Source organism: Dactylosporangium sp. NPDC005555, assembly GCF_040605635.1.
Lineage (GTDB): Bacteria > Actinomycetota > Actinomycetes > Mycobacteriales > Micromonosporaceae > Dactylosporangium.
Map to the genome: position 1 here is coordinate 1 of NZ_JBEXDG010000109.1, position 14,799 is coordinate 14,799.

At 71.1% G+C, this 14,799-nt stretch carries 16 protein-coding genes and 1 pseudogene; 10 read left to right on the plus strand and 7 right to left on the minus strand.

Features of this window, described 5'->3' with window-relative positions; translation table 11 throughout:
- Nucleotides 1–979 (minus strand): annotated as a pseudogene (locus tag ABZS58_RS49570) (NAD-glutamate dehydrogenase); the annotation flags it as partial.
- Nucleotides 980–1,373: 394 nt separating this feature from the next.
- Between ABZS58_RS49570 and ABZS58_RS49575 the strand changes: the two are divergent.
- Nucleotides 1,374–1,820, plus strand: coding sequence for a hypothetical protein (locus ABZS58_RS49575; RefSeq protein ID WP_354791675.1), 447 nt, complete (start codon nt 1,374–1,376; stop codon nt 1,818–1,820).
- Nucleotides 1,821–1,913: 93 nt separating this feature from the next.
- Here the strand turns inward: ABZS58_RS49575 and ABZS58_RS49580 are convergent, their stop codons facing one another.
- From ABZS58_RS49580 to ABZS58_RS49595, 4 genes are all read right to left on the minus strand, one after another.
- The gene (locus ABZS58_RS49580; RefSeq protein WP_354791676.1) at nt 1,914–2,171 is read right to left on the minus strand and encodes a hypothetical protein; all 258 of its coding nucleotides are present in this window, start codon (nt 2,169–2,171) and stop codon (nt 1,914–1,916) included.
- Nucleotides 2,172–2,399: 228 nt separating this feature from the next.
- Nucleotides 2,400–2,909 carry a nuclear transport factor 2 family protein gene (locus ABZS58_RS49585; RefSeq protein WP_354791677.1) on the minus strand — a complete coding sequence of 170 codons (510 nt, stop codon included), beginning with the start codon at nt 2,907–2,909 and terminating at the stop codon, nt 2,400–2,402.
- A gap of 34 nt (nt 2,910–2,943) precedes the next feature.
- The gene (locus tag ABZS58_RS49590) at nt 2,944–3,831 is read right to left on the minus strand and encodes an LLM class F420-dependent oxidoreductase (RefSeq protein ID WP_354791678.1); all 888 of its coding nucleotides are present in this window, start codon (nt 3,829–3,831) and stop codon (nt 2,944–2,946) included.
- A gap of 194 nt (nt 3,832–4,025) precedes the next feature.
- The gene (locus ABZS58_RS49595) at nt 4,026–4,694 is read right to left on the minus strand and encodes a BTAD domain-containing putative transcriptional regulator (RefSeq protein ID WP_354791680.1); all 669 of its coding nucleotides are present in this window, start codon (nt 4,692–4,694) and stop codon (nt 4,026–4,028) included.
- A gap of 138 nt (nt 4,695–4,832) precedes the next feature.
- Between ABZS58_RS49595 and ABZS58_RS49600 the strand changes: the two genes are divergently transcribed.
- From ABZS58_RS49600 to ABZS58_RS49610, 3 genes are all read left to right on the plus strand, one after another.
- Complete coding sequence (locus ABZS58_RS49600) at nt 4,833–5,105, plus strand: hypothetical protein (protein ID WP_354791681.1); 273 nt, start codon at nt 4,833–4,835, stop codon at nt 5,103–5,105.
- Between the two features lie 19 nt (nt 5,106–5,124).
- Nucleotides 5,125–6,102: a peptidoglycan-binding protein gene (locus ABZS58_RS49605; protein ID WP_354791682.1), complete on the plus strand. Its 978-nt coding sequence runs from the start codon at nt 5,125–5,127 to the stop codon at nt 6,100–6,102.
- Nucleotides 6,103–6,270: 168 nt separating this feature from the next.
- Nucleotides 6,271–7,227: a DUF5996 family protein gene (locus ABZS58_RS49610; RefSeq protein WP_354791683.1), complete on the plus strand. Its 957-nt coding sequence runs from the start codon at nt 6,271–6,273 to the stop codon at nt 7,225–7,227.
- Between the two features lie 19 nt (nt 7,228–7,246).
- Here ABZS58_RS49610 and ABZS58_RS49615 read toward each other — a convergent pair whose 3' ends face one another.
- Nucleotides 7,247–8,440 (minus strand): cytochrome P450, encoded by a 1,194-nt coding sequence (locus ABZS58_RS49615; RefSeq protein WP_354791685.1) that lies wholly within the window; start codon nt 8,438–8,440, stop codon nt 7,247–7,249.
- A gap of 616 nt (nt 8,441–9,056) precedes the next feature.
- Here ABZS58_RS49615 and ABZS58_RS49620 point away from each other — a divergent pair.
- The gene (locus ABZS58_RS49620; RefSeq protein ID WP_354791686.1) at nt 9,057–10,226 is read left to right on the plus strand and encodes a ThuA domain-containing protein; all 1,170 of its coding nucleotides are present in this window, start codon (nt 9,057–9,059) and stop codon (nt 10,224–10,226) included.
- A gap of 146 nt (nt 10,227–10,372) precedes the next feature.
- Entirely contained in the window at nt 10,373–11,428 is a 1,056-nt protein-coding gene (locus tag ABZS58_RS49625; RefSeq protein WP_354791688.1) for a Dyp-type peroxidase, read from the plus strand.
- On the opposite strand, the gene ABZS58_RS49630 is transcribed toward ABZS58_RS49625, so the two are convergent.
- Nucleotides 11,405–12,025, minus strand: a complete 621-nt coding sequence (locus ABZS58_RS49630) for a hypothetical protein (protein ID WP_354791689.1) — start codon at nt 12,023–12,025, stop codon at nt 11,405–11,407. The two genes, ABZS58_RS49625 and ABZS58_RS49630, sit on opposite strands and share 24 nt — an antisense overlap.
- 189 nt (nt 12,026–12,214) lie before the next feature.
- Here ABZS58_RS49630 and ABZS58_RS49635 point away from each other — a divergent pair, with 189 nt between their 5' ends.
- The 4 genes from ABZS58_RS49635 to ABZS58_RS49650 all read left to right on the plus strand — a co-directional run bounded on the left by ABZS58_RS49635 (nt 12,215) and on the right by ABZS58_RS49650 (nt 14,622).
- Nucleotides 12,215–12,586, plus strand: a complete 372-nt coding sequence (locus tag ABZS58_RS49635) for a BlaI/MecI/CopY family transcriptional regulator (protein ID WP_354791690.1) — start codon at nt 12,215–12,217, stop codon at nt 12,584–12,586.
- Complete coding sequence (locus ABZS58_RS49640; protein WP_354791692.1) at nt 12,583–13,524, plus strand: M56 family metallopeptidase; 942 nt, start codon at nt 12,583–12,585, stop codon at nt 13,522–13,524. Before ABZS58_RS49635 ends, ABZS58_RS49640 begins: the two co-directional genes overlap by 4 nt.
- Before the next feature lie 83 nt (nt 13,525–13,607).
- Nucleotides 13,608–13,979, plus strand: coding sequence for a BlaI/MecI/CopY family transcriptional regulator (locus ABZS58_RS49645; protein ID WP_354791693.1), 372 nt, complete (start codon nt 13,608–13,610; stop codon nt 13,977–13,979).
- 487 nt (nt 13,980–14,466) lie between these two features.
- Entirely contained in the window at nt 14,467–14,622 is a 156-nt protein-coding gene (locus ABZS58_RS49650; protein ID WP_354791695.1) for a hypothetical protein, read from the plus strand.
- Nucleotides 14,623–14,799 lie beyond the last annotated feature (177 nt).

A 14,799-nucleotide genomic window follows, 5' to 3' on the forward strand; every position in this document is an offset into this window, starting at 1 on the left:
AGAGCTTGAAGCCGATGTAGTCCAGATACGCCGAGCGGTGCACGGTCGCCCTGGAGTTGGCCTTGGTGATGATCAGCAGCCGCTTCTCCAGCGCCCTGGCGTAGGCCTCGGCGGTCATCGAGCTCAGCACCCGCGGACGGGTCTGGTCGGCCCGCAGGATGCCCAGACCCGAGCCGGGCACCGCCTGCATCAGCTCCTCACCGTCGTCGCCCTTGATCAATCGGTATTCCCGGTAGCCGAGGAACGTGAAGTGGTCGTCCACCAGCCAGCGCAGCAGCTCGACGGAGTCGGTGACGTCCTTGTCCGGCACCGGTAGCTGCGCGCTGCCGAGCTCGTCGGCGAGAGTGAGCGCCTGGGTGCGCATCCTGGGCCAGTCCTCGACCGCCTCGCGCACGTCGTTGAGCACCCGGGCCAGGTCGTTGCGCAGGTCCTCGAGATCGGCCTCGTCAGGGATCCGGTCGACCTCGATGCGGATCCAGCTCTCGACGATGTCGCCGGGGTCGGCGTCCTCGGGCTCCAGCCCGACCCGGACCTCCTCCAGTGCGCCCAGCGGCTGGCGGCGCACCACGACGAGCGGGTGCACCAGCAGGTTGACGTCGAGGTTGCGGGCCGACAGGGCGCTGGTGACGGAGTCGACGAGGAACGGCATGTCGTCGGTGACGATCTCCAGCGACGTGCCGCCGGCGACACTCATGCCCACGCGCAGCTTCAGCTCGCCGGGCACCCGCCGCCGGGCCAGCTCCAGGTGCGACCGCGTGGCCTCGACCATCCGGGCCACCCGGCAACCGGCGAGCTCCTCGTCGGGCACGAGGCGCCAGTAGCGCGCGACCAGCTCGGGGTCGGCGTCCTGGGCCGCCGCCAGAACGACGGCCTCCGCGACCAGGTGCTCCGCATCGGGCACGTACTGCTCTGACGCGTCGTCCTCGACGACGGGTTCGGCAGTGCTGGTGCTCACCCGGGTGACCGTCGGCCGGTTCATCGGTCGTTCTCTCCTCACCCACGACATTGCGGTTCGCGTTGGACGTCTGATGCGCCTCAGCGGCGGTGGAGTGGCTCGTGGGGCGGTCACCTCGTCACGCTTGGAGTAGACGACCAAATCCGCTCGAAAGAGGACAAGCTGGCCACTTCTTGTAGTGTCTCTCGGCCTGCTCGGACCAGCCAGGATCACCTTCGCCAGTGGACCCCTTTACCCGGCCGGATTGTCCTAGGAAGCTCTAGGGGTCGGGTTGCCGCTCACAGACGAGTTCGGGCATAAGGTCGCTGCGGACGTCGGTGTCCTGGCCGTGCCGGAGCCGCGGCTCGTCGGGATGCGGTATGAGGGCGCCGAGTAAAGTCGGCGCACCGCAGGGTAGCTGGACAAGGAGAATCTGAGCGTGGGTGCATCCGCATGGGACTACTACGTTCCGTACCAGCCCGACATCAACGCCGCGCTACTGGAACTGCAGGCCAAGGTACTGGCTGACGGCACCTATTACTGGGCCGGCGGCGGTGCCGCGTTCGGGCAGGCAGTGCATGAGGAGAACCGACCGACGAGCATGGACGATCTGTGGGCTGACGAGACGGTGCAGAGCGAGGGCACCCACTCGATCCTCGACATGGAGAGGGTCGTGAGCCCGGGTGAGCGGCCCGGTTTCGCCTCCGTCGAGCCCGTGACGCCCGACGAGGCGCGCGGGTGCGCCGGCACCGAGATCCTCACCCGCGAGCATGCGCCGCTCATCAAGGATCTGGCCAGTCGGCGTTGGTACGGGCGCTGCGCAGTGCTGCACGACCCCGACGGCCATCCCGCCGAGATCTATTTCTTCGGGTACTCCGGCGACTGACGCAGATCCTGGTAAGGGCCGTCGCGCTTGCCTGGCGGCAGAAGAGCGCGCCGATCAAGTGGACCCGCTACGACGTGCGACCGGTGCGGCGCGTCAGGCGGCCGCGCCGGCGAGCGCGGGCGCCATGGCGCGGGCGCACCGCTCGCGGGCCCACTGGATTCTGCGCAGCGCGACCTCGGGACGGTCGCCGAACACTTCCGCGGCCCGGGCGTAGCACTCGTCGGGGCCGAGCTGCTCGAGCGTGCGGTGAGCGGTCTCGCGAACAGTGGCGTCGTCAAGGTTGCTGGATGCGGAGGCGTCGGAGACGAACAGTGCCATGCTCAGCGTCGCCTCAACCGGGCAGGTCGTCATGAGGATCACCTGTTCAAGGGGCGTGGAATGTGTCTACATCCCACGTTCTCTCGTACGGTTGGGTGACGACCTCGGCGCCAGCGGGACTCTCCGACTGCGGGTTTCCGCACCTGCTGATACCTGCTGGCAGGTATACCCACCTCACCTTGTCAGCGGGGCGGTGATGCCTCAGTTGGTCGTGCCGCGCTCCGGAACCCGCCGGTCCGGCACATGGCCCCGCAGCGCAGGTCAATCCCCGTCCTCAGCGTAGCGCTCGTCGACCGCCGCTCTGAGCAGGTCCCGGGCCTCGGCGTCGCCGTCGAGCTGGCGGTTGACCCGGTGGGTGACCTGCCAGCCCTGCTCGGTGCGGACGAACTCCCAGCGGTTGGCGCCCGTGCGCCAGATCCGGAAGCTGCCGGTCGCCTCGTCGCGAAGGACCAGCTGCGAATAGGCGGTGGCGACGGCCCGGTCGCCGTCCACCTCCAGGTGCGGCAGGCCCTGCAGGTGGGCGGCGCCGGAGTGGATCAGCCGCTGGTGCAGCTCGCCGGTCACCATGTCCGCGATGGCCGCGCGGCCGTGCAGCACCGCCGGATAGGTGTCGTAGACGCCGTCGTCGGTCCACAGCCGCGCGGTCGGGGCCGCCGAGCCGCTGTCCACGGCGGGACCGTACGTGGCGAGGATCTGCATGAGGGCCAGCCGGTCCTCGAGGTCCCTCACCCGGCGCTGCAGTTCGGCGATCGCTCGGTCCTGCTCTGGCATGCCGTACCTCCTCGACGGTGACCGGTGACCGGTGTCAGGCAGCGCCGGCCGGCTCGTCGGCGGCCGGCCATGCCGCCTGCTCGAAGAGCTGCCGGAAGGCCGCCAGCTGTTCGACGCAGTGCTCCGCGCTGCGATGGCGCAGGACGATGTTCATGATCGTGGCCCCGGCCGCCTGCGTCTGCTCGACGTGGCGGCGCGTGCCGCCGGGGTCCGCGATCGGGTCCAGCGGCGGAGGCGTGAGGATCACGTCGAGGCCCTCCGGCCGCTCGACCGCGGCCAGCATGGTGGTGACCTGCTCGAGCGGCAGGCCGAACGGGACCCAGGCGTCGCCGAGTTCGACGGCCCGCCGCAGTGAGCGGCGGGTGTATCCGCCGATCCACAGCGGCACCCGGTCCCGGGGTGCGTGCGGATCGATGAGGAGGTCCCGGAACCGGTAGTGGGTGCCGTCGTACTCGGGCAGCGGCCGTCCCCAGGCGGCGCGAAGCGCGCGGATCGCGTCGTCGGCGGCGGCGCCGCGGCCGTCGAAGTCGGCCCCGAGCAGGGCGAACTCCTCTTTCAGGCTGCCCACCCCGAGTCCGAGGACCACCCTGCCGCCGCTGAGCCGGTCGAGGGTCCCGTAGCGCTTCGCGATCTCCAGCGGGTGGTGGTAGCCGAGCACGAGGACGTGGGTGGCCAGCCGGATGCCCATCGTGTGCGCCGCGAGGAAGCCCAGCGTGGCCAGCGGGTCCCAGTAGGTGCCGCCGGCCCGCGCGGCGATCCTGGCCGGCACGCCGATGTGCTCGCTGCAGGTGAGGTGGTGGTAGCCGAGCCGGTCCGCCGCCGCGGCGACCTGGACGAGTTCGGCCGGGCCCGCGCCGGTCTCCCAGGCGTTGAACTGCCCGGGCGGGCGGAAGACGACGGGACTGACGATGCCGAATCGCATGCACTACCGTACCAAGCAAGCGCTTGGTACGGTAGTGCGAGTGCAGGAGGCACTCACGAACTCCCGCAAACACGCGACTCCGGGCGCCGGGTGCGCCGTGGTGCTCGACTTCCACCCGGAGTCCCTCGGGATCCGGGTCACCGACACCGGCGAGCCCGGTCCGCCGCCGGCCGCCGGCAACGGGCTGCGCGGTATCACGCGTCCGCACCGCGACCCGCGGCATGCAGCGCCGTCATCAGCAGGGCCAGCAACGGCTCGACGGTCGGGTGTTCGGCCACCAGAGGGTACAGAACCTCGATCACCGGCTCCTGCCGGCCGAGATCCAGCTCCGTCCGGGCCCAGACCAGCACGATGTCGAGACGCTGGCGCCGGAGCCCTTCGCGCTTCCTCGCCATCCACTCGCCCGGCAGGCCGGCCAGCGGATCGCCACGCCACAGCGCGAGCGCCTCCCGCAGGGCGGTCACGCGGTCCGTGGCGGTGAGCTCCGGCCGGCGCGCCTGCTCCACCAGCGATCGGCATTGGTGAAGATCGATGAACTCGGGATCGACCCGGATGGCGTAACCGCCGGACCGGCGATCGAGTGTCATGGGGTGGCCGCTCGTATCGGCCAGCCCGGACAGGATGTGCCGGAGACGGCTCAGGTGCGCGTAGAGCACGTCGCGCGCCTTCGCCGGAGGTCGCTGGTCCCAGACCCGATCGATCAGCGTCTCCGGGGTGACCGCGGACCCCACGTCGAACAACAGCGCGGCCAGGATGGCACGTCGCTTCGGCGCGCCGATGTCGACGAGCCGGTCACCTGCCCAGACCTCGAGCGGCCCCAGCAGCCGAAACTGCACTCGATCGGCATGGGTGAATGTGGACACGCACGATCGTAGGGCACCCCGGCCAGGTTTCCGCAAGATTTTGGCCAGACGTCCGCCCGATCCTGGGAGCGCCCGTGCAGGGCGCTGCGGCAGACGCAGCGAAGGGAACCTCGTGAGAACACCAGTGGGAGGTGCTGAGTGAAACGACGCAATCTGCTGACCGCCGCGGCGGTGGGCGGCATCGGTGCCGTGCTCGCCGCGAGTGGGGCGGGGGCAGCGACGATCGCCGGCGACGCCAACGGATTCTCCCCGGAGGTGGCCGCCGCGGCGGCCGCCCCCGACACGGCGGTCGAGCCCGCGGGTGGCGCCGGTCTGTTCGACGTCGACCCCGACCAAGGGGGCATCTCGCAGAGCGGCGATGTCGCCGTCGTCGGCGATGTGACGGTCATGTCCGAAGACTGGGGGTTCTGACGTGGGCACGGTCGCCGGCATGTTGGCACAGGCGCGAAAGCTGCTCGGCACCGGCGAGCAGCCACCCGGGTCGAACCATAACCTGATCACCAGCTGGTACGGCTTCGACGGAGCCTGGTGCGACATGGCCGTCAGTTACGCGGCCGCGCACTCGGACAACCTCTCCGCCGTGATGGGCAAGTTCGCCTACACCGTCGCGCACGCACAGGCGTTCAAGAACGCGGGGCGATGGCACTACGGGCTCGGCGGGATCCGTCCGGGCGACGTCGTGTTCTTCGACTGGGGTGGCTCGGGATCCATCGCCAACATCGACCACGTCGGTCTGGTCGAGGCGGTGCGCAGCAACGGCACCATCGTCACCCTGGAGGGCAACACGTCCGACCTCTTCCTCCGCCGGGTGCGCAGCAGCTGCATCGTCGGCTACGGAAGGCCGGCCTACGGGGACGCGAGTCCCATGCCCAGCACCGACGGCATGCTGCGCCAGGGCTCCACCGGCAACGCGGTCAAGAAGCTGCAGACCAGCCTCAACACCGTCATGAAGTCGGGACTGGCCACGGACGGGCAGTTCGGTCCTGCCACCACAGCGGCACTCAAAGCGTTCCAGACGAGGTCCAAGCTGGAGCCCGACGGTGTCTACGGCCCGTTGTCGGCGGCCATGATGAAGGCGGCGCTCGCCGGCAAGGCCACGCCTGTGAAGCCGATCCCCAGGCCTCCGAACCCGGGCACACTCGTCGTCGACGGCATGTTCGGCCCCGCCACCTGTGCGGCGCTGCAACGGTCGCTCAACAGCCACGGCGCATCGCTGACCGTCGACGGCTCGATGGGGCCGCTGACCAACCGCGCCCTGCAGAAGTACCTCGGCGTGGCGCAGGACGGCATCGTCGGGCCGGCCACGGTCAAGGCCCTGCAGAAGAGGGTGGGCGCCACCCAGGACGGCATCTGGGGCACGGACACCACCCGCAAGCTGCAGACCAAGCTCAACGCGAAGACGTTCTGAACCGGTCGGGGCGCCCATGGCATCGGCCTCGGGCGCCCCGCTCCGCCACGAACCGAACCGGATCGGATCGGACCGGCATGATCGGATTCGGGTCGGGCAGCACAACCCGGACATGACACGTGCTGAGCACACCGTCCGGGCTCGGGGCGGTGACCTTGGGGGCGGAAGATGACCAACCAGGAACAGCGCTGGCCGGCTCTGCCGGTCGCCGCGTGGGAACCCACCTACGACACGCTGCACATGTATACCCAGATCGCCGGAAAGGTCTCGCTGGCGTTGCGGCCGATGGAGAACCACTGGTGGCAGGTCGCCCTGGAGCTGTCCGCCCGGGGTCTGCGGACGGCGGCCATCCCGTACGGCGCCCGTACCTTCCAGATGGAACTCGACCTGCTCGAACACCAGGTCCGCATCGAGACCAGCGACGGGGACCGGCGCGCCGTCCCGCTCGGCCGGCCGGTCCGCGACGTCTACGCCGACACCATGGCGGCGCTCGACGACCTCGGGCTGCATGTCCCGATCTGGCCGCGGCCGGTGGAGGTGCCGGACCCGGTCCCGTTCGACCGGGACGACCGGCACGCCACCTACGACGGCGCCCAGGCCGAGCGCTACTGGCACGTGCTGTGTCAGGTCGAGGCGATCCTCGCCGAGTTCCGGGCCCGCTTCACCGGCAAGGCCAGCCCGGTCCAGTTCTACTGGGGCTCCTTCGATCTGGCCACCACGCGGTACTCGGGACGGCCCGCCGACCCGCCGCCGGGCGCCGACACGATCACCCGGTTCAGCTACACCGCCGAGCAGAGCACGGTGGGCTTCTGGCCCGGTGGGACCTGGCTCAACGGCGAACGCGTCGAGCAGCCGGTCTTCTTCGCCTACAACTATCCCGAGCCGCCGGGGATCCAGGACCGGCCGATCGCCCCGGCGGCGGCGCGTTTCGACGCCGGCCTCGGCGAGTTCGTCCTCGGCTACGACGACGTCCGGAACTCGGCCGATCCGCGCCAGGCGATCCTGGACTTCGCCCAGAGTACGTACGAGGCCGGGGCGCAGCTGCAGGACTGGCCGCGCGACGCGCTCGAATGGACGCCGCCCGTGCCGCCGAGCCATCGCCGGGCGTTGCTGCTCACCCCGTGACGGCCACCGGCGGTCGGCCTCAGGCCGGGCTGACCGCCAGTGGCAGCTCGGTCGGGCTGATCATCACCCACGGGTTGCGGAATGCGACCGGCGCGCCGGCGTCGACCGTGACATCGCGGTACCGATCGAACAGGATCCCCATCGCGATCTTCGTCTCCAGGCGGGCCAGGGGAGCGCCGACACAGAAATGGATCCCGTGGCCGAAGGTGAGGTGGGGGTTGGGGGACCGGTGGGCGTCGAACCGGTCGGGCTCGGCGAAGACCCGCTCGTCGCGGTTGGCGGCCGCGAGCCAGGGCACGACGACCGCGCCGGCCGGGATGGCGGCCCCACCGATGGTGACGGCGGCGGTCGTCCGCCGGGCCAGCCGCGGGAAGGGCGTGCGCAGGCGCAGCACCTCTTCGATCGCCGCGGGCAGCAGCGCCGGGTCGGCCCGCACCTCGGCCGCGGCGTCCGGATGAGCGTCGAAGCAGAGCACCGTGTTGCCCAGCGTCGCCGTCGTCGTGATGTGTCCGGCGAGCAGCAGCAGCCCGACGAACCCGACGATCTCCTCGTCGGTCAGGCGTTCGCCGTCGACCTCGGCCACCACGAGCCTGCTGGTCAGGTCGTCGGCGGGCGACGCCCGGCGGGAACGGATGTGCGCCAGCAGGTAGGCGTTCATCTCGTGCATCACCGGCGCCAGAGCGTCCAACGCGTCATCGTCCATCATCCGGATCAGCGACTCGTCGGGGCCGGCGTTCGAGCGGTCGAACAGGCCGTCGGCCCACCGCCGGAACACCGGGCGGTCGGACGCCGGGATGCCGAGCAGCTCGGCGATCACGATCACCGGCAGCGGGTACGCAAGGTCGTCGATCAGATCGAACCGGCGCTCACCGGCCCGCGCGTCGAGCAGCTCGGAGGTGACCTCCGCGATGCGGGGTGCCAGACCCGCCACCACTTTCGGGGTGAACGCCTGGCTCACCAACCTCCGCAGCTTGTCGTGCCGGGGCGGGTCCATCCGGACGAAGTTGCCGCGCTGGAACAGGTCCAGGTCCTCCTGCCTGGGCAGCAGGTCACCGAGATCGGAGGAGAAGGTGGCCGGATCCGCGAGGACGGCCGCGGCTTCGGGATGTCCGAGCACGGCCCAGCACCGCTGCCGGTCGTCGTAATGCACCTGACCGTCGCGGCGCGACCGTTCCAGCCACTCGTAGAGGTCCGGCAGCGCGGGAGCTGTCATCGATGAGCCTCCGATCGGGGTCCGGCAGTACGCGCGGCCTACCCGCCCCCCGGACCCCCAAACCGGACCCTTGACGCGGGGCCGCCTCCCACACGGGGGCGTACATCTCACCCGCCCGCTCACCCGGTGCCGGGACCATCCGGTCATACGATGGAACTTGCCTGCGAGACGACCGAGCGAACGAAGCCGGTAACACGGCCGAGTAGATACACCAGGAGATCGAGAGGTCGATCGGTGTATCGAGCACCTGAACCGGTAGCGCCGGGGACGGCAGATCGCCTCGCAGGTTCATTCCTGGGACGAGTTCCTGGGACGAGACCGATCCGAGGCGGCGCGACCCGGAGGCCGGTGGACCGCACGGCGGCCACCGCTGACAGTTTCCGCGCCACGACCGGAGGCACGGCCCAGACGAGCCGAGGCCCCTGCACCCTGAAGACGAGGGCGCAGGGGCCTTTGCCATGTCCGATCGAAGTTCGTCGCGTCCTCGGATAGCGCTCGAAGCGCCGGTAGGGCAGGATAGTAACGAGACCTAACCTACTGGTTCGGCGCCAGTGGGTGGAGCAGGCATCGGCGGCCGGCTCCGCGTCACATCCCCCCATGCTCCGAGGAGCGAGCCATGCTTCGACGTCTGCTGGCCGCCGCCGGACTCGCCGTGCTGATCACCGCCACATTGATCGTGCCCGGCCCGCCCGCCAGCGCCGCAACCCTCACCAATGTCCTGGTCTTCAGCAAGACCGCCGGATTCCGCCATTCCTCGATCCCCAACGGCATCGCCGCCATCCAGCAGCTCGGCGCCGCCAACGGCTTCACGGTGACGGCCACCGAGGACGCCGGCCAGTTCACCACCGCGAACCTCGCCCGCTTCCAGGCGGTCGTCTGGCTCTCCACCACCGGCGACGTGCTCGACGCCGCCCAGCAGTCCGCGTTCGAGGCCTACATCGGCGCCGGCGGCGGCTACGTCGGCATCCACGCCGCCGCCGACACGGAGTACGACTGGGCCTGGTACGGCGCACTGGTCGGCGGCTACTTCGCCTCGCACCCGGCCATCCAGACCGCCGGCCTGCGCGTCGAGGACCAGACGAACCCGTCGACGGCGCACCTGCCGGCGACCTGGACCCGCAGCGACGAGTGGTACAACTACCGCACCAACCCCCGCTCGTCCGCCAGGGTGCTGATCAACCTGGACGAGGGCTCCTACAGCGGCGGCTCGATGGGCGATCACCCGATCACCTGGTGCAAGAACTACGCCGGCGGCCGCGCCTGGTACACCGGCCTCGGCCACACCGAGGACAGCTGGACCGAGCCCGCCTTCACCCGCATGCTGCTCGGCGGCCTGCGGATCGCGGCCGGTGCCGTCCAGGCCGACTGCAGCCCACGCACGACCCAGCCCACCGCACCGGTCGCGTTGCGGGCGCAGGCGAACAACCGCATCGTGGCCGCCGAGAACGCCGGCGCCGCACCGCTCATCGCCAACCGGACCGCTGTCGGCGGGTGGGAGCAGTTCGACGTCGTCGACCTCGGCGGTGGCAACGTCGCGTTGCGCGCCCGGATCAACGGCCTGTACGTCTGCGCGGACAACGCCGGCGTGGCCCCGCTGATCGCCAACCGCACCGCGGTCGGCGCCTGGGAGACCTTCGCCCTCATCACCAACGCCGACGGCACGGTCAGCCTGCGCGCCCAGGCGAACGGCCGCTACGTCGTGGCCGAGAACGGCGGCAACGACCCGCTCATCGCCAACCGCACCGCGATCGGGCCGTGGGAGAAGTTCACGCTCGTCCCGGCCTGACCCGTGTCGGTGCGAGCCGGCGTCCGTCGCGGGACGCCGGCTCGCGTCCGCCCCGCGGGTAGGGCGGCAGGGCCGAGCCGATCGATGAGCCCCGCTGGGTGACCGGGGTACGGCGCTCGATGTAGGTTCTGGCGATGGGTCCTGGGATGTCGCGTCGCTCGGTGCTCGCCGGGACCGGGATCGTCGGGGGATCGCTGCTCGCCGGGGCCGGGTGCGGCGACGCGCCGCCGCCGTCGTTCTACGGGGTCCACCAGTCCGGGATCACCACCCCGGTGCTGCCGTTCCTGCAGATCGCCGGCTTCGACGTGGTGGCGAAGGACCGTGCCGGGCTGGTCGAGCTGCTGCGGACGTGGACCCGGGCCGCCGCCGAGCTGACCAGCGGGGCGGGCGCCGGGACCACGGTCACGTTCGGCTTCGGCCCGGGGCTGTTCGCGGAGGGCCGGTTCGGGCTCGCCGCCCGGCGTCCGGCGGAGCTGGCCGAGCTGCCCTCCTTCGCCGGCGAGTCGCTCGACCGGGCGGCCGGCGGCGGTGACCTCTGCGTCCAGATCTGTGCCCGGCATCCGACGACGGCACACGACGCGGTCCGCGCCCTCGTGAGCGCCGGCCGTGCCGGCGCCGTCCTGCGCTGGCGGCAGGTCGGTTTCCGCGACGAGGGCGACGCCGCGGACCCCGTCGGACTGTTCGGGTTCCGCGACGGCACCGCCAACCTCGACCTGACCAGGCAAGAGGAGCAGGCCGAGCACCTGTGGGTGAGCGACGGACCCGGATGGCTGCACGGCGGCACGTACCTCGTCGTGCGGCGGATCCGGCTGCTGCTCGACACCTGGGACCGCACCGACGTGCCGACGCAGGAGGCGGTCATCGGCCGTCGCCGCGACAGCAACGACCGCCTGGAGCTTCCGGCGTCGCACGCCCGGCTGGCGTCGCCGGAGGCGAACGGCGGCGTCAAACTGCTGCGGCGGTCCTACTCGTACGACGCGGGCGCCGACCCCAACGGGTTGATCGACGCAGGTCTCATCTTCATCTGCTTCCAGCGTGACCCGCAGCGGCAGTTCGCCGCCGTCCAGCGGCGGCTCGTCGCGAACGATCCGCTCAAGGGTTTCAGCCAGCACCTGGCCAGTGGCGTGTTCGCCTGCCCGCCGGGTGTGCGGCGCGGGTCGTGGATCGGCGCCGGACTGCTAGGGCCTGGCTCTGGGCAGTGAGATGCGGGTGACGGCGATGGCCTTGGCCCTGGCGTCGGCCGGTGGGTTGCGGCCGCTGAACTTGGTGATGACGTGCGTCTTGCCGCTCATCACCTGCAGCTCGTACTTGTCCGGCGTCCAGTAGGCCTCGTCGCCGATCCCCGTGACGGCCTCGACGACGGCCGGGTTGCTGCGCCCGCGCTCGAAGTCCTCCCGGCCGCTGGTCTGCGAGTCGTCGAGCAGGTAGAGGTACTCCGTCACGGCGGGTGTGCCGCCGGGGGCGAGCGGGCCGAATCCGGGCGTCAGGCCGAAGGCGCACACGGGCGGCCAGCTCTCCACCTTCCTCGGCGGGTCGACCGGGATCGCCAGGACCTGCTCGGCCTCCTGCTGGGTGAGGGTCCGGCACGGGTCGTCGACCTGGCTGACGTCCCACGAGCCGTGCAACGCCGTCGGGCTCGTGGACGGGTGGACCGGCAACCCGGCCGCCGGCGGAGGGAGCACGGGCCCGGCGACGGCAGGTGACCGGTGTTCCGCCGGTGGCTTCTCGGCGGTACAGCCGGCGCAGGCCATCGCGATCATGGTCACTGCCGCCACCCGGGCGGCGGGCGTCGTCCACATGCAGCGGAGTCTATGACTATCGAAAGCATTTTGACAGGTCGCGAAAAAAGTGGGTTCGTGCCGATCGGCGGAACACTCCTATCGTATGTAGTAGCGCGCGGGCCGTGGTCGTGTCTCCGACACGGCAATGGCGGGCGCGGCCACGGTACGCTGGCCGTCAGTCGTCGGAGGGTGCTCGGAGGGTGGGTCGTGCAGGGGTTCGGAGAGCTGGAGACGGCACTGATGGAGGTGCTGTGGAAGCGGAATGCGCCGACCACCGTCCGCGAGGCGATGGACGACCTGCGGTGGCGCCGGCAGCTCGCCTACACCACCGTCATGACCGTGATCGACACGCTGTACCGCAAAGGCTGGCTCACCCGTGAGCCGGACGGCCGCGCGTACCGGTATCTGCCGGCGCTGACCCGCGATCAGCTCGTCGCGCAGACCATGCACGAGGTGCTCGTCGACAGCGGCGACCGGGGCGAGGCGCTGATGCACTTCGTCGGCCGGATGACGATGGACGAGGCCGCCGCGCTCCGCGAGGCACTCGGCAGCTACGAACGCCGGATCTCGGGCCGATGAGCCTGCTGCTGCTCATCGCGTTCACGCTCGTCCTCGCGTTCGTGGCCGCGCCGCGGCTGGCCGGGGCGTCGTGGGTGCTGCGGGCGCCGCGGCTGGCCCTGACCGCCTGGCTCGTCGGGTCGTGCGCCGTGCTGGCGTCGAGCCTGCTCGCCGGGCTCAATCTGCTGCTGTACTGGGACCGCACCCACGACCTGGTGAGCGGCGCCTGGCACTTCTGCCTCGACTCGCTGTTCGGCCGGCACGACGCGCAGGCCCAGGCCGCCGCGGTCGTCGGCCTCCTGACCGTGGCGGCCCTGTGCTACCGGATGGGTCTCGGCACCACCCGGATGGTCGCCGCCCAGCGCGCGCGGCGTGCCGATCTGCGGATGCTCGTCCGGCTCGCCGGCATCCCCTCGTCGGTGCCCGGTGCGACGGTGGTGCGGCACGACCAGCCCGCCGCCTACCTGATGCCGGGGCGGGCGAGCGACATCGTGATCACCTCCGGCGCCGTGGACCAGCTCCGAGCGCCGGAGCTGCACGCCGTGCTCGCCCATGAGCGCGCCCACGCCAGCGGACGGCACTACCACCTCACCCACTGGGTCCGGTTCCTGGTGCAGGCGTTTCCCGGGGTCGCCTGCTTCAGGCTGGCGAGGCGGCAGGTCGAGCGGCTGGTCGAGCTGTGCGCCGACGACACCGCCGCCCGCAGTGCCGAGCGGATCGACCTGGCCCGGGCGCTCGTCACCATGGCGCAGCCGGTCGGCACGGACAGCGGACTGCTGGCCGTCGACGGCGGCGACAGCCTGGAGCGACTGCACCGCCTCCTCGCACCGCCGCGGCCACTGACCGCATCGGCCAGGGCGTGCGTCGCCGCGGGCGTCGCCGCGGTCGCGGCCGCGCCCCTCGCCATGGCGATGTTCGACCGCTGCGTGTCCTGGGTGCCCGGCACGTTGTCGTTGTAGCCGCACGATACGCGCGACCGTTGCTGTCATGCGGTGCCACGAGGCTCGGCTACGATTGCCGGTAGTCGACCGAGGGACGCGCGGTGCAAGGATTCGGCGAGCTGGAAGCGGCGCTCATGGAGCTGCTGTGGCGCCGGGGGAGGCCCACGACCGTCCGGGAGGCGCTCTCGGAACTGCGGTGGCATCGTGCGCTCGCGTACACGACCGTGCTCACGGTGGTCGACAACCTGTTCCGCAAAGGCCGGCTCAGCCGTGAGCGGGAGGGCCGGGCGTTCCGGTACACGCCCGCGCTGACCAGGGACCAGTATGTGGCGCAGGCGATGCACGAAGTCCTCGTGGACAGCGGCGACCGGGTCGAGGCGTTGACGCACTTCGTGTGCCGGATGACCGTCGACGACGCCGCCGCACTCCGCGTGGCGCTGGGCGAATACGAGCGCCGCATCTCCGGCCGGTGAGCCACGCCTTCCGGGAAGGCGCGGGACTCAGCTGTCTCACAGCACGACAGCACCGCGCCGACGCCGGTCCTGCTGCTCGCCGGCGGTCGGCCCGACCCACCGGCGGCATCCGGGCCGTGATCGCCGGCGGGGCCCGGTCGACGTGCCGCGTGCGGCCCCGGCACGGCGGAGCCGTTCGGCTGGGGGAGCGCAGCGCGGCTGGTGGTTCGCGGTGTCCCGCCTGAGGGTTTCCTGGGGATTTCGAGCGGGCCCATCGCCCTGGCGCGCTTACCTACTAGTATCCGTAGGAGTTCGAGATCTGTTCAGCGTTGCCGCGGCAGTTCGCTGCCGACATGCGACGGTGGTCGTTGCGCCGTCGATGCCGTCTTCCCCCGTGGCGTCGTCGCCCGCACCGGCGATCGGGTCTCCGCCTCCACGAACCGTCGAGGCGGAGACGCCGGTCAGGACCGGCCCAGGGCGGGCGCGGTCACCGTGGAGATGGGGCCCTGTGTCGAACCGGACTGTTCCGCGACCACCCGGCCGGCGTTGGCGCACCTGGCCGCAGTTCATCGTCTTCGCCGCGGCGCTGATCCTGGTCATGGTCGTCGCGCTGCTGCTGCCCGTGGCGATGCTCGCCATCACGCTGCTGGTGGTCAACGCCTGAGGCTCGCGCACCGCGAGGTGCGGCGTGTCCTCCGCCTGATGGCGGCTGACACGCCCTGGATGGCACCTGTGCGATACCCGGACGGTGTCGCGGGGGTCAGTGTCCGGCGATGGCGGGGCCGTGGTCGCCGGTGGAGATCTGGGTGCCCTGGGCGAAGGTGGTTTCGAACTGGGCGCG